The sequence below is a fragment of the Microvirga sp. GCM10011540 genome (assembly GCF_042650665.1).
GTDB classification, from domain to species: domain Bacteria; phylum Pseudomonadota; class Alphaproteobacteria; order Rhizobiales; family Beijerinckiaceae; genus Microvirga; species Microvirga lenta.
In genome coordinates, this window is record NZ_JBHSBQ010000005.1 from 591388 (window position 1) to 613814 (window position 22427).

Here is a 22427-nt window from a genome sequence, read left to right on the forward strand (position 1 = left end):
AGTGATGCCGATCGTTCGACACGCTTTCCTTCATTGGTACATCAATGCGACGGCCTCTCGACTTGGCCGGGACCGTCCTGGAAAGGGAGAAGACAATGGACCTTGGGATCGCCGGATCGCGGGTGCTGGTGACGGCCGGGGCGGCAGGAATCGGACTTGAAATCGCTCGGGCCTTCTTGCGCGAAGGGGCTCGCGTACACGTCTGCGACGTCGACCGTGCCGCTCTCGATGGGATCACCTCGAGCGACCCCGATCTGACCTCCTCCTATGGGGACGTCACCGACAGGACAGGGATCGCGAAAGTATTCGAGGATGCACTGGGAGCCCTCGGCGGGTTGGATATCCTCATCAATAACGCTGGCATAGCGGGGCCCACGGGCCGGGTAGAAGAGATCAATCCTGACGATTGGGATCGCTGCCTCGATGTATGCATCACCGGACAGTTCAACTGCACTCGCTTGGCTGTGCCTCACCTCAGAAAGAGCCAGAATGCGTCGATCGTGAACATCTCGTCCGCGGCGGGCCGGTTCGGTTTTCCCCTGCGCTCCCCGTATGCCGCAGCGAAGTGGGCAGTTATCGGGTTTACGAAGTCGCTTTCTCGGGAACTGGGCGAGGACGGTATCCGCGTGAACGCAGTACTGCCGGGAATTGTCGCGGGTGACCGGCAGCGTAGAGTATTGGAGGCGAAAGCTCAGCAAATCGGGGTTCCATACGCTGAGATGGAGCGTAGGGCTCTCGCGAACGCCTCTTTGAAAGAGTACGTGACGGCACAGCAACTTGCCGATCAGATTGTCTTCCTTTGCTCTCCACGTGGACGGACGATTTCCGGTCAAGCCATCTCCATCGATGGCGATCTCCAGGCGCTCTTCTGAATGAGTCTTCCCAATTGTTCTTGAGGCCATGATGGATCCCCGCACCTTCCTTCTTGACCGGGTCCTGCCCTTTTGGGCCGAGCGGGCCTATGATCCAAAGCACGGGGGATATTTCACCGAGCTTACTCATGAAGGCCATCCTGTTTCGGAGGATAGGCGTTTCTGCCTTGTTCAAGCGCGGATGCTATATACTTTCAGCCATGCCTATTGGCTCTCGCGCGAGGACTGGGCTCTCGCCGCTGCCGAGCGAGCGGCGATGCCGATGCGCTCCCCTTGGCGCGGGCGGCACTTTCCGCTCTGGACCGCAGCTTGAAGAATGCGGCTCACGGTGGATGGAAGGAGGCTACCAAGCAAAATGGCCCGCGTCGGCAGAACCCTCACATGCATCTTCTCGAGGCAATGATCGCTTGGTTCGAGACGACCGGTGACGAGGTATGGCTCGTGCCGGCGCGGGAAATCATACGATTGTTCGAAGGCCGCTTCTTCGACGCCTCAACCGGGACACTGCGGGAGTTCTTCAACGACGATTTTTCCCCTGCTCCGGGCTTGGCAGGCCAGATACGCGAGCCAGGACATCATTTCGAATGGGTTTGGCTCCTGCATCACTATGATCGACTGACCGGCCGCGACGGTCTTATCGATGCGGCCGAGCGCCTCTACAAGACGGCGCGCAGATGCGGGGTTGATCATGAAGGATCGGTTGTCGAAGCAATGGATCCCCAAGGGGAGGTGCTCAGGTCAGGACGCCTGCTGTGGCCGCAGACCGAAGCTGTGAAGGCTGCTCTGGCTCGGACTGAGTTCCTCGATGCCGATCCATCCGAAGCGGATTACTTTCTCGCCACGATGATGGCTACCTACTTTCCAGGGGCTGGGCCACTTTGGATCAATCACATCTCCAGCGGAGGTGAGCCCCTCTCTGAAGGTGTGCCTACAAGGCTCCTGTATCATCTGACACTCTGCATCGCCGAATATAAACGGGTGCGCAAGCAGCCGGTAAGTAAGGCATAGGATGCAATGCCATGATGCCGAGAGGCCAGATATAGGGCCGTAGCGGAGCGGAAAAACGCTCCAACTCTGCTCAATGCGTCACAGAAGGACCCAAAGACGATCGGCAGCCATATGCGCAAGAGACGCACCTAACATCTTCACGAGCGCTGGCCGCACTCCAAAACTCCGCAGTCTTTATAATTGACGTTAGCCATCGGAGGCAGATTATTGGTCTCGGTGTGGTGCGTGCCGCACTTCAACCATGGAAGAGGATCGACGAGCACAGCAAGAGAGGCATCAGCCCTATGCTCGCAGGATCTAGAGACGGGAATGGAAACGAACAAGGGGAGTGGAACATGATTACGCGTAGGCTGCTCGGAGCCTTCTTTGCGGCCGCTATCGCTAGCGGCCCGGCCTTGGCGCAGAACTATCCAGATCGGGAACTCACAGGGATCATCATGTGGGGTGCAGGTGGCGCAACAGACGTGGTCGCTCGCGCGATCACTCCTAGTGCCGAGAAGGCACTCGGACAGGCCATCGTCCTGCAGAACAGGCCCGGTGGCGTAGGAGCCATCTCGACGGCCTATGTGAACTCGCAGCCTGCAGATGGCTATACGCTCCTCTATGGAGCGGAAAACCCGCAGATCCACAAGGTCATGGGGCTCTCACAAATCGACTACAAGGATTTCTTCCCCGTCAATGTGATCGCCCGCGGTATCGCTGTCGTGGTGGCCAATAACAATACGCCGTGGAGCTCGTTGAAGGAGCTTGTCGAAGATGCGCAGAAGCGTCCGGGAGCCATCAAGATGGGGTCGACGGGTCCCGGCGGCGTCGCCCATGTCGTCAACACCATGTTGAGCAATGTGACTCCCTTTCGCGTTGCCTCAATCCCGTTCGACGGAGAAGGGCCTGGCATCACGGCTCTGCAAGGAGGCCATGTCGATTACATGCCGGTCGGGCTCAGCGCGGCCGCCGAACACATCAAGGCAGGGCGTGTGAAAGTGCTCGCAGTGGTAAATGCGGATTCGCTTGAAACCTTGCCCAACGTTCCGCCGATCACCCGCGACTTTCCGCAGTTCGCGAAGTTCCTGCCCTGGGGACCCTTTTATGGCGTGTTCGTCAAGAAGGGAGCGCCGGAAGCAGCCAAGGCCAAACTGGTCGAGGCCTTCAAGCAGGCCGCGGGCAACGAGCAATTCACAAAAATGATGGTCGATCGCGGCAATGTCATGATGAACATCTCCGGAGAGGAGGCGGATGACTTTCTGGCGAAGTACCAGGCGGTCACATCATGGACGCTCCATGAGGCAGGGGCGGCAAAGAAGTCGCCGGAGGAGTTCCAAATTCCTCGTCCATAGAGGTAGGCGTAAGAATGGGCTCTATGCACATCCCATAGGGCCCATTCCCCAGTTCCGTCGCTCGTGTGCTCTACTAAGGAGCGTGGCCATGAACATCCTGCCCCGCCCACGACAGCCAGGCGAAACGATTTTCGCTTACCTGCTGCTCCTGTTCAGCCTGTTCGTTTTCTGGGAGGCCTACAAGATCTCCGGCTTCTCTTCCGCCAGCTCAGCCGGTGTGTTCCCGATGTGCGCGGCCGCGGTTATGATCTTCGCATCGGTACTCACGATTGTCAGGACGCAAAGAGCGACCGCATACCAGCGCGAGCCTGGATTGTCGAAGGTCCGAGATTTCAGAAATAAGATTGTTCCGGCAAACATCATAGTTTTTGTTGCGCTTCTAGTCGCCTATACCATAGCCCTCGATGCGGCTGGTTTTCTCCTCTCGTCGTTCCTCTTTTTGTTTCTTTCCATCGCATACCTATACAGGCGTGGTCCTCTTGTTGCCCTCCTCATTGCAGCAGGTGGTCTGGTCGTCATTTACGTTGTGTTCCGCATGATCTTTACCGTAGTGCTGCCGAAAGGGTGGCTCTTCCAATGAGTGCAGACCTCTCCAACTTCCTGATGGTCTGGACCCAGCCGGACCTCTTCGCTCTCACAGCCATCGGCGTATTCGCGGGTATCTATATCGGCGCCATTCCAGGTCTGTCGGTCACGATGGCGGTCTCCATTCTGATCTCCTTCACATTCTCCTGGGACGTGAACCCAGCCCTTGCCCTGATCGGGGGGATCTTCATGGGCGGTGTCTATGGTGGATCTCGGAGCGCGATCCTCCTCAACATTCCTGGGGCTCCGAGTGCGATTGCAACAGCATTCGACGGCTACCCGCTCGCGAAGCGCGGCGAGGCCGGAATCGCGATCGGCATCAGCACGGTCATGTCTGTTGTGGGGGGCTTCCTCGGCATCGTAGCGCTGGCGGTCGGTGCGCCGGCCATCTCGGAGTTTGCGCTTCTCTTCGCGCCTCGAGACTATTTTTTGCTCGCCATCATGGGGCTGCTGTTGGTCGGCAGCCTCTCCGGAGAGTCGGTTGCCAAAGGCTTGTTCGCAGGTGCGCTAGGAGTTGCAATCGGCATGGTCGGGCTCGACCCGATGACTGCTGAGAGCCGCTTTACCTTCGACACTATCGAGCTGATGAACGGCATTCCGTATGTGGTCGCAATGATCGGCCTTTTCGGTATTTCCGAAGCGCTCGTTCAATTGCATCATCTCGAGACTCCCTTGGTGAAGCAGGATGTTTCGCGGATCGTTCCGCCGTGGTCTCTCGTCCGGAAATACCTGCCGCTTGCGTTTCGCAGTTCAGCAACAGGTGTTGTTATTGGAGCGCTACCCGGAACCGGAGGGGATATCGCGGCTCTCATGGCCTATGATCAGGCCAAACGGTCCGTGAAGAATCCATCTCATCCGTTCGGCCATGGAGCTTATGAGGGGCTCGTTGCACCAGAGGCGGCCAACAATGCTGCAGTAGGCGGTGCATTCATCCCGATGCTGACACTTGGCATTCCTGGCGATGCTGTCACCGCAGTGATCATCGGGGCTCTGTATATCCATGGCCTGAAGCCCGGTCCCATGATGATGATCGAGACGCCACACCTCTTCTGGTTTACCGTCGGCAATCTGACGCTTGCAACGATTTTCCTTTTGATCTTTGGTCTCATGGGCATCCGCTTGTTCGTCAAGATGGTCGAATGCCCAAAAGGTGTACTGATCCCACTGATCGTCATTCTCTCTGTGGTCGGAACCTACTCGATCCAGAACAGCGTGGTGCACGTCTATTGGATGCTTGGGTTCGGAATCGCCGGCTACTTCCTCAAGACCTACGGGTTCGAGGTCGGCCCCATCATCTTGGGAATGATCCTCGGCCCGCTCATGGACGCTTCCTATCGCAGAGCCGTCTTGTCTACGCAGGACAGCTTTTCCCTGTTTCTATGGGATCTTGCCTCAAACCCGATCACCTTCGTGCTGGCCGTTTCGGTCGTCCTCCTGCTTCTGAGCCAGACGCCGTTCTGGAGGCCTGTGAGAACCGGCTTGCTGCGCGTGATGTGGTGGCGACGTGGCGGGTTGCCGTCGCTCTAAGGCATGCGGCCTCACTGCAATTGCCGGCATCGTGCGATGCCGGCAACTTCGGTCCAGTCAGTGGGCGGCGTCTGTCTTCCGTAACACCGCCACCTTGCTGTGCTAGCTTGATGCCTTTTTGACGAACCGGCCGTCGAATGTGGCTGCGAGGTCAACCTTGGCGTCACGTAGCTCCGGATCGAGCTGCTTGAGCATGTCCATGACGCTTTCCATGCCGCTCGCCGGCACGATCCCGTCGCGAGAGTAACTCTCCAGGGAGTTCTGCACCGCCTTCAGATACAGCGGCTTGTCTCCAAGGTGATATTCGGGTGGCACTGTCTCTGCGACATCCTCCGGCTTTGCCGTTTGGAGCCATTTGAGCGACTTCATGAAGGCATTGACGAGCCGCTGTGCCGTCACCGGGTTGGCGTCTATGAACTCCTTCTTGGTATAGAGGGTTGCTGCCGGGTTCGATCCTCCGAAGAGGGCTCGTGTGCCTGCCTCGGTGCGTGTATCGATGAGGATGGTGATATCGCCTTCCGATTCCAGCTTGGAGATTACAGGGTCGAGGTGGGAGATCACGTCGATCTCACCCTTCTGCATGGCCGCTACGGCGCTTGCACCCGATCCGATGCCGATGAAGGCTGCGTCAGTCGGCTTCAGGCCCGCTTTCACCATGGCGTACTGAGTCGTCAGTGCAGTGGAGGAGCCGGGAGCCGTAACGCCGATCTTGAGGCCCTTGAAGTCGGCGGCGGACTTCACCTGCCCCGCCTTGTCCTTCTTGACGGCGATCACGATGGCTGGGAAACGGCCGAGTTCGGTGATCGCGACCACATCCTGGCCCTTGGCCTGCATGCGGATGGTGTGCTCATAGGCACCCGTCACGACGTCGACGGATCCGCCGATCAGCGCTTGGAGCGACTTGGCACCACCCCCGAAATCGTTGATCTCGACGTCGAGGCCCTCTTCCTTGAAGAAGCCCTTCCGCTCCGCGATGGTTAGCGGGAGGTAATAAAGTAGCGGCTTGCCGCCGACGCCCAAGGTGACTTTGCTTTTCTCAGGCTTTGTCTGCGCAAACGCATTTGGGGCCAGTCCCGCAGCCAAGGCGGCTGCGCCGGTTCCGATGAGAAATGTACGGCGTTCCATCCCGATCTCCTGCTTGTCTGCAGTTTTGAGGACGAGAAGGATTCCTTATCCTTGCCCGTTTGTCGATGGGGCAGGGCGCCAAACGAGCAGCCGCCTTTCGACGAGGGTGACCAGCGCGTCGATGAGGATCACGAAGATCGAAAGGATGACCATGCCCGCGAAGACGCCGGTGACGTCGAACACGCTCTCCGCCTCGTGGATCTTGTAGCCGAGCCCTGCCGACGAGCCGAGATACTCGCCTACCACCGCCCCCACGAGAGCAAAGCCTACGGAGGTGTGCAGGGACGAGAACATCCACGTCAGGGCTGCCGGCCAATAGACATGCCGTAGCAGTTGACGTTCATTCATGCCCAGCATGCGCGCATTGGCCAGAACGACCGGGCTCACCTCGCGCACGCCCTGGTACACATTGAAGAACACGATGAAGAAGACCAGGGTGAAGCCGAGTGCCACTTTCGACCAGATGCCCAGGCCGAACCACAGGGCAAAAATAGGTGCGAGCACCACTCGTGGTAGAGCATTCGCGGCCTTGATATAAGGATCGAACACGGCGGCCAGTAATTCGCGCCGGGCGAACAGAAATCCGAAAAGGATTCCACCGCAGGCTCCGAAAACGAAAGCCAGAACGGTCTCCACGAGCGTAATCCAGAGATGCCCCCAGATTTCACCGGACGAGAATTCCTTCCAGACCCGAGCCAGCACGTCGATAGGGGTCGAGAAGAAGAATTGCGTTTGCCTGGTCGGCGCGAAGATGGGGTAAGCCGTGAGAATGTGCCAGATCAGCAGAAAGCCGAGACCCACTGCAAACTGGAGGAGAATCAACTTCGCCCGGTTCATGCGGAGGCTCCCTCTCCCTGCGCATAGGCCTTTTGCACTTCGGTGCGCAGGCTTGCCCAGATCTCCTTGTGGATGTGATGGAAGGATGGTTCGAGCCGCACCTCGGCGATGTCGCGCGGGCGCGGCAGCATCACGGGAAATTCTCCGATGATGCGCGCAGCCGGACCGGCCGACATGACAACCACCCGGTCGGCGAGTGCTATCGCCTCTTCCAGGTCGTGGGTCACGAAGAGAACCGCCTTGCGATTGGCGGCCCATAGATCCAGAAGCAGGTTGCCCATGATCTGCCGGGTCTGCGCGTCCAAAGGCCCAAAGGGCTCGTCCATCAGAAGAATTTCAGGATCGCGGATCAGCATCTGCGCCAGGGCGACCCGCTTCCTTTGACCGCCCGAGAGCATATGCGGATAGCGATCCACGAAGGCCGCGAGGCCGACTCGACGCAGCCACTCGCGCGCTTTCAGTTCGGCTTCGGCGCGGGACACCCCCTTGGGTTCCAGTGCCACGGCGACGTTCTGTAGCGCTGTTTTCCAAGGCATCAGCGCGTCCTGCTGGAAAAGATAGCCCGCACGCGCGTTGAGGCCGGCTAGTGGCGATCCGAAAATCTCGACCTCTCCATCTGACGGCTTGAGGAGTCCTGCCGAAGCGTTGAGCAAGGTGGACTTCCCGCAACCTGTCGGTCCAACAATGGCGACGAATTCTCCGGGTTTCACGGAAAGGTCTATTGATCTTACAGCCGTGTAGCCGGCTCCCTTCGCGCCAAAGGTGATGGCGACGTCGCGGAGCGATACGGCTGGAGCAGTCGATGACACGGGCATGGTTCTAGGCGTTTCCTGCGCCTTTTGGCAGCGCTTGTGAGCATCCTAAAGGCTCGTCCATCGATGGCAAGTGCAGCTGGATAAGGATGTTAATCGGCCCATGAGGCACGGTGTAGTTATGTTGTTGCCTCTGAATCTGGTGTTCGTCACCCAGAGAGCCCGGGCGCCTGTTGAACTTCGAAAGGCGACATGCAACCGTCGGCCGCCTCCACTTCTGCAGGAAAGAGCCATGATCCAGATGATCAGCCCAGAGAGTCTGACGGTGCTTGTGACCGGCGCGACAGCCGGCTTTGGTGCCGCCGTGTGCCGCCGGTTCCATGAGGCGGGGGCGAAAGTGATCGGTACGGGACGTCGCGAGGATCGCCTGGCTGCGCTGAAGACCGAACTGGGAGAACGCTGCCACACGGTTCAACTCGATGTCATGGATCGGCAGGCCGTGTTCGAGGTCCTTGGAACGCTTCCGGCGCCCTTCGACCAGCCCAACGTATGCGTGGTGAATGCCGGGCTGGCCTTGGGGCTCCAGCCGGCGCACGAGGCGGATATCGCTGATTGGGAGCAGATGATCGCCACGAACATAAACGGAGCAGTCTCGACGGCGCGAGCCGTTCTGCCGGGCATGGTTGCCCGCGATGAAGGGCATCTGGTGCTCATAGGGTCGGTGGCCGGCGACTACCCGTATCCCGGAGGGAACGTGTATGGCGCCACGAAAGCCTTCGTGAAGCAGTTCGCACTCAACTTGCGCGCCGACCTGATCGGCTCGAACGTACGGGTCACCAATATCGAGCCGGGAATGGCCGAAACCGAATTCTCGATGGTGCGGCTGAAAGGGGATCAGGAGCGGGCCGGAAAAGTCTACGAGGGTCTTACCCCGATGACGGCGGAGGACATCGCTGAAACGATCTTCTGGTCCTGCACCCTCCCGCGGCACCTGAACATCAATCGCATGCAGATGATGCCTGTCATGCAGGCCTTCTCTCCTTTCGCAGTAAAAAGACGCTGACACTTTCCCCGGGCTCTGGAGGTAGGACTTCGCACTTTTGCAGGATCTCCATGAAACAGAAAGGAATCGGGTGGCCATAAACGTTCGGCCGGCACGGCAAGTCGACGCGCAAGCGATCGCACGGTTGCATTATCAGATGTGGCGCGCGACCTATCGCAGACTTGCTCCTGAATCCGCCTGCCGGACGCTGACGGAGCAGGTTCGCCTCTCGCGGTGGCAGGACATGCTTGCGCTCGAAACGAGAGGGCGCTCGATACTGGTGGCGGAGGTGGATGGAAATCTGGCCGGCTTCGGTTTCGCCGGGGCGGCGTCTCACGCGATTTTCCAGAATAGAGCCGAAGTCAAATTTCTATATGTCGGAACCGATTACAAGCGGATGGGCATCGGCCGCATTCTGCTGGTCAAACTCGCGCGCGACATGGTGGACTTCGGCTACAGCGGCATGGCGCTAGGTGTTGTGATCGGAAATGATCCGGCTATCGGCTTCTACGAAGCCATGGGAGGCCGGAGGGTTGGGCACTATACCGATCCGGGCCCTATATGGCGCTCGGAGAATTTCGTCTATGTATGGGATGATCTGCGAGCATTGCTGGCGCTCGAAACCTGAAGTGCACAGGTCCGAAGCAGTGGCTTTTCCTGAAGCACTACTTTCAACAGCATCCGGACTCAAAAGGAAACGGGCCTGAGCTCTTCCCGCACAGGCCCGCCATTCAGAGGAGCTTAGCTCTGGCCTTGGTTGATCGCAATCGGCGAGAGCTTGTTGGCCTGGAGACCGTACTTCTTCAGGATTTCATCGTAGATGCCCTTCTGCTGAAGACGATCAAGGCCTTCCTTCACAGCATCGCGCAGCTGGGTCTCGGTCTTCAAGACCGGAATGCCGGAGAGCGACGTCGTGAATGCATCACCGATCAGAACGTAGGTGTTCGGCTCCTGTGTCTGGAAATGTGGCAGGGTTTCATTGCCCTGCACTGCTGCATCCAGCCGCTGGGTCTTGAGCTGCGTACGAGCGTCCGCCGAGCCTTCGGTCCCGATCACTTCGATGGCAGGCTTGCCTTTGGCGACGCAATTGGCCTGGCTCCATTCCCCGATCTGACGGGGCCAGTTGGTGGAGCGGCTGGCGCCGACCTTCTTGCCGCAGAGATCCTCGGGAGACTTGATGGTCGCGGCCATGGCTGGCGTGGTGTAGAACTGCGCGCCGGACTTCATATAGTCGACGAAGTCAACGATCTCGCGCCGGGCCGGCAGGTCGCTCATGCCCGCCAGCGCCAGGTCGACGCGCCCGGTCTGGAGCGAGGGGATCATCTGGGCAAAGGCAATCTCCTGCCACTCGATGTCGACGCCGAGTTCCTTGGCAAGGGCCTCGCCGAGCTCGATATCAAAACCCGTGAGCTTGTTGGTGGCCGGGTCCTTGAAGGTTATCGGCGCATAGTTCGGCATCGTCGCGACGACGATCTTGCCGGCTTTCTTGATCCGATCCGGAAGCTCCGCCGCCTGGGACGGAGATGCTAAGCCGAGTGCGAGTGCGCTCGCCAGCAAACCTGCAATGAGTTTCATGTTCGTCGGTCCTTTTCCTGGGAACGGTTTTTCATGCGAGAACCGCGGCAATGAAGTCGCGGGTTCGCTGTTGTTGCGGATGCACAAGCACCTCTTGCGGCGAGCCCCGTTCCACGATGGCTCCCCGATCCATGAACACCACTTCATTCGCCACTTCCCGGGCGAAGCCAAGTTCGTGAGTCACGACGATCATGGTCATGCCAGAACCGGCTAGGTCCCGCATCACGGCAAGAACTTCTCCCACGAGCTCCGGGTCGAGGGCCGAGGTCGGTTCATCGAACAGCATCAGTTTCGGCTTCATGGCAAGCGCGCGGGCAATCGCGACACGCTGCTGCTGACCGCCGGAAAGCTCGGACGGATAGGCATCACGCTTGGCCTCGAGCCCCACCCGCTCCAGAAGGGCCATGGCTTCATCGACGACTTCGTTGCGGCGGCGCCTCTGCACTGTCACCGGGCCCTCGATGATGTTCTCGAGCGCGGTCATGTGCTGGAAGAGGTTGAATCGCTGGAAGACCATTCCACTCGCCAGTCGCTGGCGGGCGATCTCGGAATCCGTCAGTTCGTACAGCTTGTTGCCGACGCGGCGATACCCGATCAACTCCCCATCGACCCATATCGCGCCGGAGTCGATTCGTTCGAGCTGATTGATGCAGCGAAGTAGCGTGCTCTTGCCCGATCCTGATGGGCCGACGATGCAAAGCACCTGACCTGCGGGAATTTCGATCGAGACGCCGTCGAGCGCCTGAACGGAACCGAAGGTTTTGCGGACATCCGCCGCGACGACGATCGGAATCATGGCTCAACTCTCCGTGACGGGCCGAGCAGCCGGGCGCGCTCTGCGACGACTCTGTCCCTTGGCAAAGTAGCGTTCAAGGAAATGCTGTCCGACGCTGAGGACCGTGACGATCATCAGATACCATGCTGCCGCAACGATCAGGAGTTCGATCACCCGAGCATTGGCGTAGTAGATTGTCTGCGCATTGCGTAGCACCTCGGCATAACCAATGACGCTTGCAATCGAGGTGAGCTTGACCATGCTGATCACCTCGTTACCCACGGGCGGAATGATAACGCGCATTGCCTGCGGAAGAATAATGCGGCGCAGTGTCGTCAGGCGGGTCATGCCGATGGACTTGGCGGCTTCCGTCTGTCCGGCGTCGACCGAGAGGATTCCGGAGCGCACGACTTCCGCCGTATAGGCGCCCTGATTGATGCCCAGCCCGAGGAGCGTGGCCACGAACGGCGTCATCACATCCACCATGCGCGCCTCGAAGAGCCCGGGAATTCCGACCCGCGGGAAGACAAGGGCCAGGTTGAACCAGATCAGGAGCTGGAGAAGCAGCGGCGTGCCCCGGAAGAACCAGATATAGAACACCGCCACACTCTTGAGGACGGGGTTCGGGGACATGACCATGATCGCGAACAGAACGCCCAGTGCGATCCCAAGCGCCATGGCGCAGAACGTCATGATGATCGTATTGACCAGACCATCGAGAATGGACTGAGCAGTGAAGAACTGTCCAACGACCTTCCAGTCGATCTGCCCTTCCGCGAAGGCCTTCGCGACATAGATGAAGGCGATGAGAATCAGGAGGCTGGCAATCCAGCGCCCATAGTGCCGGCGCGGTACATGGGTCAGGTGCGCGATGGACGGATCGAAGCGTTGGGCCTCGGTGCTCGTTCCCGTTGCGGATTGTGCGGCGGCGCTGCTCATCCGGTTGTCCTCGCTTTTCTAAGTCCGCGGCCCGTCATAATGTATCGCCCACTTCCTCTGATCGTGAAAAAGCGAGCGCAGGCGGGCAAGTTGTTCGTTCACTCTTTCGGGTGCCGTGCCCCCATAGGCATTGCGTGCGGTGACTGCCGCCTCGGGCGTCAAGCAGGATTTGATCGATGCGTCAAGGCGTGGGTCCACAGTGGCAAATTCCTCGTCGGAAAGGTCTTCGAGACCAATTCCGCGATCTTCGCAATAACGAACGAGGCCGCCCGTGATCTCATGAGCTTCGGAAAACGGCACGCCCCGGCGTGCAAGCCAGTCGGCCACCTCCGTCGCCAGGGTAAAGCCCTCGGTCGCCTGACGCTTCAGCTCCTCGACATTGACCCTCATGGTGCGGACCATGCCTGCCATGGCAGGCAACACAGCGGCGAGAGTATCGACTGCCTCGAAGGCGGCTCGCTTATCTTCGGCGAGGTCGCGGTTATATGCAAACGGCAAACCCTTAAGTGCCGTAAGCATCGTCGTAAGGCTGCCAATGAGCCGTGCGGAGCGCCCCCGCGTCAGTTCCGCAATGTCGGCGTTCTTTTTCTGCGGCATGATGGACGATCCGGTTGCATAGGCATCGTCGAGCTCGATCCAGCGAAACTGCCGCGAAGACCAAAGGAATATTTCCTCGGCAAGACGTGACAGGTTCACCCCGAGCATTGCCGTCACGAACAGGAATTCCGCGACGTGATCGCGGCTGCCGACTGCGTCGATGGAGTTCTCGCACGGGCCGTCATAGCCGAGCTCGCGGGCGGACAATTCCGGTTGTCTTGCGAGCGCCGAGCCGGCCAGCGCGGCGGCTCCCAGCGGTGAGCGGGCCGACCGACGGTCCCAGTCCCGCAGTCGCTCGATGTCGCGCGCGAAGCCCTGGGCATGGGCAAGGAGTTGATGGGCGAAGCTGACAGGCTGAGCCGGCTGGAGATGTGTGAAGCCGGGCGCCAACGTGAAGATGTGTCGTTCAGCCTGGTGGGCCAAAGCCTCCTGCAGACCTAAGAGGTCGAGAGCCATGCGGCGGCTTCTGTCCCGCAGGTAGAGCTTGAGATCGTTCGCCGCCTGATCGTTGCGCGAGCGGCCCGCCCGCAGCTTGCCTCCCAGGGGGCCGAGCCGCTCCATCAGGATCCGCTCCAGGAAGGTATGCACATCCTCGTCCGTGCTGGAAGGGTGGATCGCTCCCGCTTGTATGTCTGTTCCGATCGAGGCGAGAGCTGCCTGGATACGGTCACCCTCCGCCCTCTCGATCAAACCGGAACGGACGAGTTCCCGCGCATGCGCCGACGATGCGACCAGATCATAGGGCGCAAGTCGAAAGTGGCTCGTCTCGGACCGTGAAAGGTTCATGAGCTCGGGAGACGGATCGGAACGAAACCTCGACGCCCACAAGACCTTTGGTGCTGTCATCGCAACTCTCCCTTTCACTTGGTGTCCCAAGGGAGAGGATCGGTGACAAATGAAAAATAGTCGCCTTTCTATTCCATAATGGAATAGAAAGGCATTCTGTTTCAACTCGTCGATACTGCCGGTTTGTCCATGAGCATCCAGCGCCTCCCAAGCTCCATGACGTCTCTGAGAGTGCTCCTTGCCATTGCCGAACATGGCACCGCTTCAGGAGCTGCTCAGGCTGTGAACCTGACGCAAAGCGCGGTTAGCAAGCATCTGCGTACCTTGGAGGAGACGCTGGGCGCCGTGCTCTTTACCCGCGGGAGCCGAGGCCTGGTGCCGACGGAGGCCGGAAGGATCTATATCAAGCATGCTCGCCTGGCTCTTGCGGAACTCGAGGCTGCGGGTGCGCGGATCTCGGCCTTGAAGGCATCGCCCTGGTCAGTGCGGCTTCATGTGCTCCCGATCATCGGCGACCGGTGGCTCGTGCCACGTTTTTCGCGCTTCGCCGAGCTCCATCCTGAAATCGACGTGCAGTTCACGAACTTTGTTACGGCTGATACCACGGAGGCAGCCGATGGTGTGTTCCGGTTCGGGGAGGGGCACTGGCCGGGGCAAAAGGAAGATTACCTTTTCGGACGCAATGTCGCTCTCGTCGGTGCACCCTCGCTCCTCTCCCGCATGGGCGGTATCGTGACGGCGCAGGATGTCCGCCGATATACCGTCCTCGATCATTTCCAGACGCCGCTGCGCTGGAGCGAGTTCGCATCTGCGCAGGGGCTTAGTGATTTTGAGCCCACTCACACCATCCGTTTCGGATTCTATTCCTTGGTTATTCGGGCGGCGATCTCCGGCCAGGGGCTCGCCTTGGTCCCACGGCGTCTCGTGCAGGAGGAACTTGAGAGCGGTCGATTGGTCAATCCCGCCGGCCTCGGGTTCAAAAGCCGCAATGCTTATTGGTTCACGACACCGGAGGATCGCCCCATGCGCACCGGCCTGCAGGCCTTTCATCGATGGCTGCTTGCCGAGGTGCGGGCGTCTTGAGGAAAGCAGGAGCGGCCATGCTTCCGAGCCCTCCCAACTGAAAACCGGCAGGCGCCCACCCACGGGAGCCGAGTCGGTCGATCGTTGCAACTCATTCCAGTGGCCCAGTCCTCCTTCATGGCTCCAGTCCTCCTTCATGGCTCAAGGCGAGCGCGACCACTGACGCGGATCGCCTCTTCCAGACTGTCGGCTGGAGAGGGCTCGACAAAGTTCGTCCATCGAGGCGAGGCTGTGGATAGGGCGGAATTCATGCACGTACGGCAGCATCGCCCGGATGCCGGAGGCGCGAGGTTCGAAGGCATCGAAGCGCAGTAGCGGGTTCAGCCAGATCAGACGCCGACAGGAGCGCTTCAGGCGGTCCATCTCGAAGGTCAGTTGATCTGTCACCTCCCGTTCCAGTCCATCGGTGAAGAGCAATACGACGGCACCCTGTCCAAGAACCCTACGGGACCAATGGCGGTTGAACTCGTGCAGGGCCTGGGCGATCCGCGTTCCTCCCTCCCAGTCCTGTACCCGTTTCGACGCACGGGCAAGCGCCTCATCCGGATCCCGGCCTGTCAACTCGCGGCTGATATTGGTCAAGCGAGTAGCAAACACGAAGGAGTGGACGCGCCGTCTCTTCTCAGCAATTGCATGCAGAAAATGCAGGAAGAGACGGGTATAGTCCGCCATTGAGCCCGAGATGTCCATCAATGCCACCACGGGCGGGTGTCGCACGGCCGGCTTACGATATGCGAGATCAATTGCAGCCCCTCCTCCACGCAGTGATTGTCGGAAGGTACGACGCGGGTCGATCCGGCGGCTCTTGCGATCTGCCAAGAAGCGGCGCGTCATAACCGTGTCGTCGGGCATGCAAAGCTCGTTGATCAAATGTTTGGCCCGGGCGATCTCATCAGCCGACATTTGGGCGAAATCCTTCGCCTTCAGAACTTCCCGGTCCGAGACGGTAAGACGTGCAGAGATTTCCGTCTGCTCGAGGGGTTCCGGCTGCCTCGACTGGGGAGTGGCCAAGGCTTCGGCCACCCGCAAAGCGCCCGCTTTCGGCTTCTCCTCCTTCTTCGCTCCTCCAGGGGATATGGGCGACATCTGGGCGATGAGCTTCTCAAGCAATGCACGCCGCCGCCAGAAGATTTTGAAAGCCTGATCGAAGAGAATGCTATGTTCATGTCGCTTCACGAAGACGGCATGAAGGGTCCAGTAGAAATCCTCTCGGCTCCCGATCTGGGCAGCCTCGACCGCTGTGATCGCATCGAGAACAGCCCCTGGCCCTACCGGTAGGCCCGCGCTGCGCAATGCTCGCGCAAAATAGGCGATGTTTTCCGCAAAATGGCCTTCGCCCTGTCGGACGGCCGCCCCCGTCACGCCGGGACCCTCAACTCGCTCAGCACCCGATCGAGCATTTCCTTGGCGCGGCTCCCCTGCATTCTTTGGATGTCGTCCTGGTACTTCAGCAGAACGCCGAGCGTGTCCGAGACAAGAGCTGGGTCGAGCGCCACCGCGTCAAGCTCCACCAAGGCGGAAGCCCAGTCCAGCGTTTCTGCGACACCCGGTGCCTTGAACAGATCTTCCTTTCGGATCGCCTGAACGAATCCGACAATCTCCTTCGACAGACGTCCGGATGCATCCGGCACGCGGCTCTTCAGGATCGCAAGTTCACGCCTGGCGTCGGGGTAGTCGACCCAGTGATAGAGACAGCGGCGCTTGAGCGCATCGTGAATCTCCCGCGTACGGTTCGACGTGATGACGACGATCGGCGGGTGCTCTGCCCGAACGGTTCCCAACTCCGGAATGGTCACTTGGGAGTCCGACAGCACCTCGAGGAGGAATGCTTCGAAGGCTTCGTCGGTGCGGTCGAGTTCGTCGATCAGGAGAACCGGAGCTCCGGCGGCGTCCGCCTCGAGGGCCTGCAGCAGCGGCCTTTTTACGAGATACCGCTCCGAGAACAACTCGCCTTCAAGTGTATCGCGATGCACCGCCCCACCGGCCTCGGCGAGCCGGATCGCCATCATCTGTCCTGCATAATTCCATTCGTAGACGGCGGCGGCTATGTCGAGTCCTTCGTAGCACTGCAGGCGGATGAGGCGCCGCCCCAGGGTCGTGGACAGGACTTTCGCGATCTCCGTCTTGCCGACTCCGGCTTCCCCTTCCAAAAGGAGCGGCCGCCCGAGTTTCAGCGCAAGAAAAAGGATTGTCGCGAGGGGGCGGTCGGCAACATATCCTGCGCTCTCCAAGAGCGCCAACGTCTCGTCGATGGATCCGGGTCGTTCAGCCACGGGATTCTCTGCTCCATTGGAACGCCATGCCCGGGCTATGGCCCGGGCATGTAAACCTCAACGCTCCCTCCGGTTCTGTCGTCATGGTGGCCTGAGCGCGGAGCGGAGGCGCTCAGCCGCGGGAGGCGGCGGCCTGTACGGCGCGCCGTGCCATGATGCCGACGAGATGCGCGCGATAGGCCGCGTCCGCATGAATGTCGCCGTTCATGCCTTCGGGCGGTATGATGATCCCCTCAAGGGCATCGGGGGCGAAGTGCCGGCTCAGGGACTGTTCCATCTCCGGCACCCGGAAGACGCCGTCCGCGCCGGCCCCCGTCACGGCTAATCGGACGTCGTTACCGCGCTCTGCGACGAACACACCGACCAGAGCGTAGCGGGACGCCGGGTGGCGGAACTTGGCATAGGCGGCGCGAGAGGGGATCGGGAACGAGACCCTTGTGATGATCTCGCCTTCTTCCAGAGCCGTTGTGAAGATCCCCTGGAAGAAGTCGTCCGCCGCGATTTCCCGCTTGTTGGTGATGATCGTGGCGTTCAGGGCAAGGCAGGCCGCCGGATAATCCGCGGACGGATCGTTGTTGGCGACCGAGCCGCCGATCGTGCCGCGGTGACGCACATGCGGGTCGCCGATCAACTCAGCCATCTCGGCGAGAGCCGGGATCGACTCGCGGATCTCGCTCGAATTCACGACCTCCGCATGTTTGGTCATGGCGCCGATGGTAATCGATTCGGCGGAGCGCTCTATCCCGTGAAGCTCTGCGATCTGGCTGAGGTCTATCAGACCGGCTGGGGCTGCAAGGCGCATCTTCATGGTCGGCAGAAGGGTATGCCCTCCTGCCAGAAACTTGATGTCCTCGACTTCGGTGGCGAGGGTCGCTGCCTGCCCGATGCTCGTCGGGCGATGATATTCGAAGGCGTACATCGCAGTTCTCCCTTATTCGGCCGCCATGGGCATGTGCGCTTTCCGCACCGCGCGCCAGACAGCCTGGGGTGTTGCGGGCATGGAAATGTCCTCGTGGCCGAGCGCATCCGTGATCGCATTGATGACGGCTGGTGGCGCGGCTATGGCGCCGGCCTCGCCGCAGCCCTTGATTCCGAGCGGATTGGAGGGGCAGGGCGTTACAGTCACGTCGACCTGGAATGACGGCAGGTCGGCGGCGCGCGGCATGCAGTAATCGTTGAAGCTGGCCGTCACGAGCTGACCGCTTTGGTCATAGACGGCTCCCTCCAGGAGCGCCTGCCCGACACCTTGTGCGATACCGCCATGGACCTGACCCTCGACGATCATCGGATTGATGATCACCCCGAAATCGTCCACGGCCGTCCAGCGCTCGATGGTGGTGACGCCCGTATCGGGATCGATCTCCACCTCGCAAATGTGCACTCCTGCCGGAAAGGTGAAATTGGTGGGATCGTAGAATGCTCCCTCCTTCAGTCCTGGCTCCAGATCCTGGCCGGAGAACTTGTGAGCGATGTAGGCCTGCAGCGCCACCTCTCCGAAACCGAGAGCCCGGTCCGTGCCGGCCACTCCGAACTTGCCGTCCTTGAACTCGATATCGCCCTCGGCCGCCTCGAGCACATGGGCCGCCACTTTCTTGCCCTTCGCAATGACCTTATCGAGGGCTTTGGCAATAGCCGACATGCCTACGGCACCAGAACGCGATCCGTAGGTTCCCATGCCGAACTGCACCTTGTCGGTGTCGCCGTGAACGATGCTGATCTGGTCGATCGGAATTCCCAAGCGATCAGAGACGAGCTGGGCGAAGGTGGTCTCATGGCCTTGACCATGGCTGTGGGAGCCGGTGAGTACCTCGACGGAGCCCGTCGGGTTCACGCGCACCTCCGCGGATTCCCACAATCCTACGCCTGCACCGAGTGATCCCACAGCCTGTGAGGGAGCGATGCCGCAGGCCTCGATGTAGCTTGAAAAGCCGATGCCCCGCAGTTTGCCCCGATTGGCGCTCTCGCGCTTTCTCTCGCTGAAACTCCGATAGTCGGCGAGTTCCAGCGCCTTATCCAGCGAAGCGGCATAATCCCCCGTGTCATAGGCCATAATGACCGGAGTCTGGTGTGGAAATTGAGTGATGTAGTTCCGCCTGCGGAACTCGGCGGGGTCTTGGCCGATTTCGCGAGCGGTCTTCTCGACGAGGCGCTCGACGACAAAGGTGGCCTCGGGACGGCCAGCGCCGCGATAGGCATCGACGGGCGCCGTGTTCGTGTAGACTCCATCCACCTCGCAGTAAATCGCCGGGATATCGTACTGGCCGGAAAGGAGAGGGGCATAAAGATAGGTCGGAACGGACGACGAGAAGGTGGAGAGATACGCCCCGAGATTGGCAATGGTATGAACCCTCAGGCCGAGGATCTTGCCGCTGTCGTCCGTTGCCAGTTCGGCGCGTGTGACGTGGTCTCGACCATGCGCATCCGAGAGAAAGGCTTCCGTACGGTCCGACGTCCATTTCACAGGCCGCTTGACCTTCTTGGCCGCCCACACGCAGATTGTCTCTTCGGCATAGATGAAGATCTTCGAGCCGAAGCCGCCGCCGACATCAGGAGCGATGACGCGCAGTTTGTGCTCGGGTGCAACACCGATGAAGGCGGACAGGACGAGGCGCGCCACGTGGGGATTCTGGCTCGTCGTGTAGAGGGTGTAGTTGTCTGTTCCCGGGTCGTACTCGCCGAGTGCAGCGCGGGGCTCGATCGGGTTCGGCACAAGCCGGTTGTTGACGAGGTCGATCTTGGTGACGTGTTTCGCCTGTGCGAATGCGGCATCGGTCGCGTCCTTGTCGCCGAGATGCCAGTTGAACACGGTGTTGTCGGACGAGACATCGTGGACCTGAACCGATGAGTTCTGTGCCTCAGCGGTCTCAACCACTGCTGGGAGAACGTCGTAGTCGACCACAATCGCCTCAGCGGCGTCCTTCGCCTGCGCCAGCGTTTCCGCGATCACGACAGCCACGTGGTCGCCGACATAGCGCACCCTATCCTGGGCAAGCGCCGGATGAGGACCGGCCTTCATCGGGGAGCCGTCCTTGGAATGGATCATCCAGCCGCAGATAAGGCTGCCGATCTTGTCCGCGGCGAGGTCGTCGCCCGTAAAGACAGCCAGAACACCCGGCATGACAAGCGCCGGGCCTGTATCGATGGACCGGATCGCAGCATGTGCGTGGGGCGATCGCAGGAAATAGGCATAAGCTTGACCGGGCCTGTTGAAGTCGTCCACGTAGCGCCCTTGGCCGGTGACGAAACGCTGATCTTCCTTGCGGCGTACGGGCGCGCCGATCCCTGTCGCGGTCATGATGTCCTCCCTTATGTCGTCTGCCCTCGCCGGAGAGGCGGAGCCAGCGTGGGAACCTAGAAGAATGCTCCGGAGACAAGGCGCCTGCTTCGAGGCTCGCCGCTACTGCATCCTCATCCGAGGGGCGCTGTGCCTTTGGCGAGCCTGTCGGCGGTGCCTTATTCTGCTGCCTGCCGGACAGGATTTTGGACCATGGCCTGAGCTCCGGCGGCAACGGCCTTGACGATGTTGTGGTAGCCTGTGCAGCGGCACAGGTTGCCTTCCAATTCGGCGCGAATGGTCTGTTCGTCGAGGTTGGAGCCCTTTCGGTTCACCATATCGACAGCCGCCATGATCATGCCGGGGGTGCAGTAACCGCATTGCAGCCCATGATGCTCGCGGAAAGCCGCCTGCATCGGGTGCAATTCGCCTCCTTGGGCAAGGCCCTCGATTGTAGTCACGAGGCTGGCGTCCGCTTGCACGGCCAGAACGGTACAGGCTTTTACGGCTTGACCATTCAGGTGTACGACGCAGGCGCCGCACTGGCTGGTGTCGCAACCGACATGCGTGCCGGTGAGGCGGAGATTCTCGCGCAGGAACTGCACGAGTAGGGTTCGGGGGTCGACGTCTGCGGTGACGGATTGACCGTTCACCGTCAAGGAGACGGTGGTCATGCTTGATTTCCTCCACGGACGCCGGCAACCCGGCCAACCTTTAGGTGGTCTCAGGCACCGGCAGGTATTCTTGTTGGACGACCGAGAAATACGATCCGTCGACAGCAAGTGTGAACCGCGATTCTGAAGCGGTCAAGCATTGGAACGATGTGCGGGGGCGCTAGGCAAGAACCGGCTAAGCGGCAGTTTCCGCGGGTGAGAGGATCTTGGCGAAATTCGCAAAGAATTCATCGGCGTACTTCTTCGCAACTCCGTTGATCAGGCGCCCTCCCAACTGAGCGATCTTGCCCCCGACATGGGCCTCGACATCATAGGTCAGCCGAGTACCTCCTTCGACATCCTCCAGACGAACCCTTGCGCCGCCTTTTGCCCAGCCAGCGATGCCGCCCTGGCCTTCGCCGCTGATGGTGTAGCCATTCGGCGGGTCGAGATCGGACAGCGTCACCCCGCCTTTGAAGGTCGCCTTGACGGGACCGACCGCAACCTTGGCGGTTGCCTGGAACTGCGTGTCGCTCACCTTCTCCAGGTCTTGGCAGCCAGGAATGCATGCCTTCAGGATATCTGGATCATTCAGTGCATTCCACACCGTCACCCGATCCACCGCTAAAAAGACTTCCCCCTCCATCTTCATGGTCATGCTACCCTCCCTTGTCTTCGACCAGCATTGATGAGGAGTATGAAGCAAATCGGCCGGTGCGCCACCCGTCCCGTTTTGTTGCAATGCCGTTGATGCTTGTTGCAGTGCATCAGGGTTCTTGGATACGAGCGAGGCATGGCCGCCAGAATCAGCGCCGGTGCGCGACGCGCTTCTCCCGGCTGTCGACATGGGCGCGGCGATCTCCAGATCTTCCAAATCCGGATCAAGTCCATTGAGTGGATCCCGGTTGCAGTCCCATCGTGGGAAATGGCAGTATTGGTTGCAGACTTCATCCTGCAAATGGCTCTTCCCGTTTTGGAGCTCCCATGCTCTCGACCGATGCGGATATCCTGAAGACAGCAGAGGCCTGGCGGCGTGCGGGCAAAGGCGTTGCAATCGCAACCGTTGTCGAGACCTGGGGTTCGGCTCCTCGGCCTGTTGGCAGCCACCTTGTCATCGACCAGGATACGAACTTCCTCGGATCCGTCTCGGGCGGTTGTGTGGAGGGCGCGGTCATCACGGAGGCTTCTGAGGTCATTGCCGACGGAAAACCGCGGATGCTAGAGTTCGGAGTCGCTGACGAGACGGCTTGGCAGGTCGGGCTTTCCTGCGGCGGACGGATCAGGATCTATGTCGAGCGGGTAGACTGAAGTGACCGCAGCCGGCTGCTCGCACCTTCCATCGATACCGGAGCCCGAGAAGAGGCATGTCCGCCCCTCGTTCAGAGAGCAG

At 60.2% G+C, this 22427-nt stretch carries 21 protein-coding genes and 1 pseudogene; 9 read left to right on the top strand and 13 right to left on the bottom strand.

Annotation, left to right across the window (positions count from 1 at the left end; translation table 11 throughout):
• Window positions 1-95: 95 nt before the first annotated feature.
• From ACFOYU_RS03475 to ACFOYU_RS03495, 5 genes and pseudogenes are all read left to right on the top strand, one after another.
• Entirely contained in the window at window positions 96-872 is a 777-nt protein-coding gene (locus ACFOYU_RS03475) for an SDR family oxidoreductase (protein ID WP_226737185.1), read from the top strand.
• Between the two features lie 31 nt (window positions 873-903).
• Window positions 904-1880: pseudogene (locus tag ACFOYU_RS03480) on the top strand (AGE family epimerase/isomerase).
• Window positions 1881-2215: 335 nt separating this feature from the next.
• Window positions 2216-3214: a tripartite tricarboxylate transporter substrate binding protein gene (locus ACFOYU_RS03485; protein WP_377032416.1), complete on the top strand. Its 999-nt coding sequence runs from the start codon at window positions 2216-2218 to the stop codon at window positions 3212-3214.
• An 88-nt stretch (window positions 3215-3302) separates the two neighbouring features.
• Window positions 3303-3794, top strand: a complete 492-nt coding sequence (locus ACFOYU_RS03490) for a tripartite tricarboxylate transporter TctB family protein (RefSeq protein WP_377032417.1) — start codon at window positions 3303-3305, stop codon at window positions 3792-3794.
• Window positions 3791-5326: a tripartite tricarboxylate transporter permease gene (locus tag ACFOYU_RS03495; RefSeq protein WP_377032418.1), complete on the top strand. Its 1536-nt coding sequence runs from the start codon at window positions 3791-3793 to the stop codon at window positions 5324-5326. Before ACFOYU_RS03490 ends, ACFOYU_RS03495 begins: the two co-directional genes overlap by 4 nt.
• A gap of 102 nt (window positions 5327-5428) precedes the next feature.
• On the opposite strand, the gene ACFOYU_RS03500 is transcribed toward ACFOYU_RS03495, so the two are convergent.
• The 3 genes from ACFOYU_RS03500 to ACFOYU_RS03510 are packed head-to-tail and all read right to left on the bottom strand — an operon-like array spanning window position 5429 to window position 8103.
• Complete coding sequence (locus ACFOYU_RS03500; RefSeq protein WP_377032419.1) at window positions 5429-6451, bottom strand: ABC transporter substrate-binding protein; 1023 nt, start codon at window positions 6449-6451, stop codon at window positions 5429-5431.
• Window positions 6452-6496: 45 nt separating this feature from the next.
• Complete coding sequence (locus ACFOYU_RS03505) at window positions 6497-7288, bottom strand: ABC transporter permease (protein WP_377032420.1); 792 nt, start codon at window positions 7286-7288, stop codon at window positions 6497-6499.
• Entirely contained in the window at window positions 7285-8103 is an 819-nt protein-coding gene (locus tag ACFOYU_RS03510; RefSeq protein WP_226737171.1) for an ABC transporter ATP-binding protein, read from the bottom strand. The genes ACFOYU_RS03505 and ACFOYU_RS03510 overlap by 4 nt, the downstream gene beginning before the upstream one ends.
• Window positions 8104-8332: 229 nt before the next feature.
• On the opposite strand from ACFOYU_RS03510, the gene ACFOYU_RS03515 reads away from it, so the two are divergent.
• A complete protein-coding gene (locus ACFOYU_RS03515) occupies window positions 8333-9103 on the top strand; it encodes an SDR family NAD(P)-dependent oxidoreductase (protein ID WP_377032421.1) in 771 nt (256 codons plus the stop codon).
• A 136-nt stretch (window positions 9104-9239) separates the two neighbouring features.
• Window positions 9240-9710 (top strand): GNAT family N-acetyltransferase, encoded by a 471-nt coding sequence (locus ACFOYU_RS03520; protein WP_377032422.1) that lies wholly within the window; start codon window positions 9240-9242, stop codon window positions 9708-9710.
• Window positions 9711-9823: 113 nt separating this feature from the next.
• Here ACFOYU_RS03520 and ACFOYU_RS03525 read toward each other — a convergent pair whose 3' ends face one another.
• The 4 genes from ACFOYU_RS03525 to argH are packed head-to-tail and all read right to left on the bottom strand — an operon-like array spanning window position 9824 to window position 14009.
• Window positions 9824-10657, bottom strand: coding sequence for an ABC transporter substrate-binding protein (locus tag ACFOYU_RS03525; RefSeq protein WP_377032423.1), 834 nt, complete (start codon window positions 10655-10657; stop codon window positions 9824-9826).
• 31 nt (window positions 10658-10688) lie between these two features.
• Window positions 10689-11453: an amino acid ABC transporter ATP-binding protein gene (locus ACFOYU_RS03530; RefSeq protein WP_377032424.1), complete on the bottom strand. Its 765-nt coding sequence runs from the start codon at window positions 11451-11453 to the stop codon at window positions 10689-10691.
• 3 nt (window positions 11454-11456) lie between these two features.
• Entirely contained in the window at window positions 11457-12371 is a 915-nt protein-coding gene (locus tag ACFOYU_RS03535) for an amino acid ABC transporter permease (RefSeq protein ID WP_377032425.1), read from the bottom strand.
• Between the two features lie 18 nt (window positions 12372-12389).
• Window positions 12390-14009 carry an argininosuccinate lyase gene (gene argH / locus ACFOYU_RS03540; protein WP_377032426.1) on the bottom strand — a complete coding sequence of 540 codons (1620 nt, stop codon included), beginning with the start codon at window positions 14007-14009 and terminating at the stop codon, window positions 12390-12392.
• Between argH and ACFOYU_RS03545 the strand changes: the two genes are divergently transcribed.
• Window positions 13986-14837, top strand: a complete 852-nt coding sequence (locus tag ACFOYU_RS03545; protein WP_377032427.1) for a LysR substrate-binding domain-containing protein — start codon at window positions 13986-13988, stop codon at window positions 14835-14837. The genes argH and ACFOYU_RS03545 overlap by 24 nt on opposite strands.
• Before the next feature lie 141 nt (window positions 14838-14978).
• Here ACFOYU_RS03545 and ACFOYU_RS03550 read toward each other — a convergent pair whose 3' ends face one another.
• The 6 genes from ACFOYU_RS03550 to ACFOYU_RS03575 all read right to left on the bottom strand — a co-directional run bounded on the left by ACFOYU_RS03550 (window position 14979) and on the right by ACFOYU_RS03575 (window position 21695).
• Window positions 14979-16199, bottom strand: a complete 1221-nt coding sequence (locus ACFOYU_RS03550; RefSeq protein ID WP_226737158.1) for a VWA domain-containing protein — start codon at window positions 16197-16199, stop codon at window positions 14979-14981.
• A complete protein-coding gene (locus tag ACFOYU_RS03555; RefSeq protein ID WP_226737156.1) occupies window positions 16196-17110 on the bottom strand; it encodes a MoxR family ATPase in 915 nt (304 codons plus the stop codon). Before ACFOYU_RS03555 ends, ACFOYU_RS03550 begins: the two co-directional genes overlap by 4 nt.
• Window positions 17111-17222: 112 nt before the next feature.
• On the bottom strand, window positions 17223-18029 hold the full coding sequence (locus ACFOYU_RS03560; protein ID WP_377032428.1) for an FAD binding domain-containing protein: 807 nt from the start codon (window positions 18027-18029) through the stop codon (window positions 17223-17225).
• A gap of 12 nt (window positions 18030-18041) precedes the next feature.
• Complete coding sequence (locus ACFOYU_RS03565) at window positions 18042-20405, bottom strand: xanthine dehydrogenase family protein molybdopterin-binding subunit (protein WP_377032429.1); 2364 nt, start codon at window positions 20403-20405, stop codon at window positions 18042-18044.
• A gap of 158 nt (window positions 20406-20563) precedes the next feature.
• Complete coding sequence (locus ACFOYU_RS03570) at window positions 20564-21058, bottom strand: (2Fe-2S)-binding protein (protein WP_377032430.1); 495 nt, start codon at window positions 21056-21058, stop codon at window positions 20564-20566.
• A gap of 175 nt (window positions 21059-21233) precedes the next feature.
• A complete protein-coding gene (locus ACFOYU_RS03575; RefSeq protein WP_226737147.1) occupies window positions 21234-21695 on the bottom strand; it encodes a CoxG family protein in 462 nt (153 codons plus the stop codon).
• A 326-nt stretch (window positions 21696-22021) separates the two neighbouring features.
• Between ACFOYU_RS03575 and ACFOYU_RS03580 the strand changes: the two genes are divergently transcribed.
• Window positions 22022-22345: an XdhC family protein gene (locus ACFOYU_RS03580; protein WP_226737145.1), complete on the top strand. Its 324-nt coding sequence runs from the start codon at window positions 22022-22024 to the stop codon at window positions 22343-22345.
• Window positions 22346-22427 lie beyond the last annotated feature (82 nt).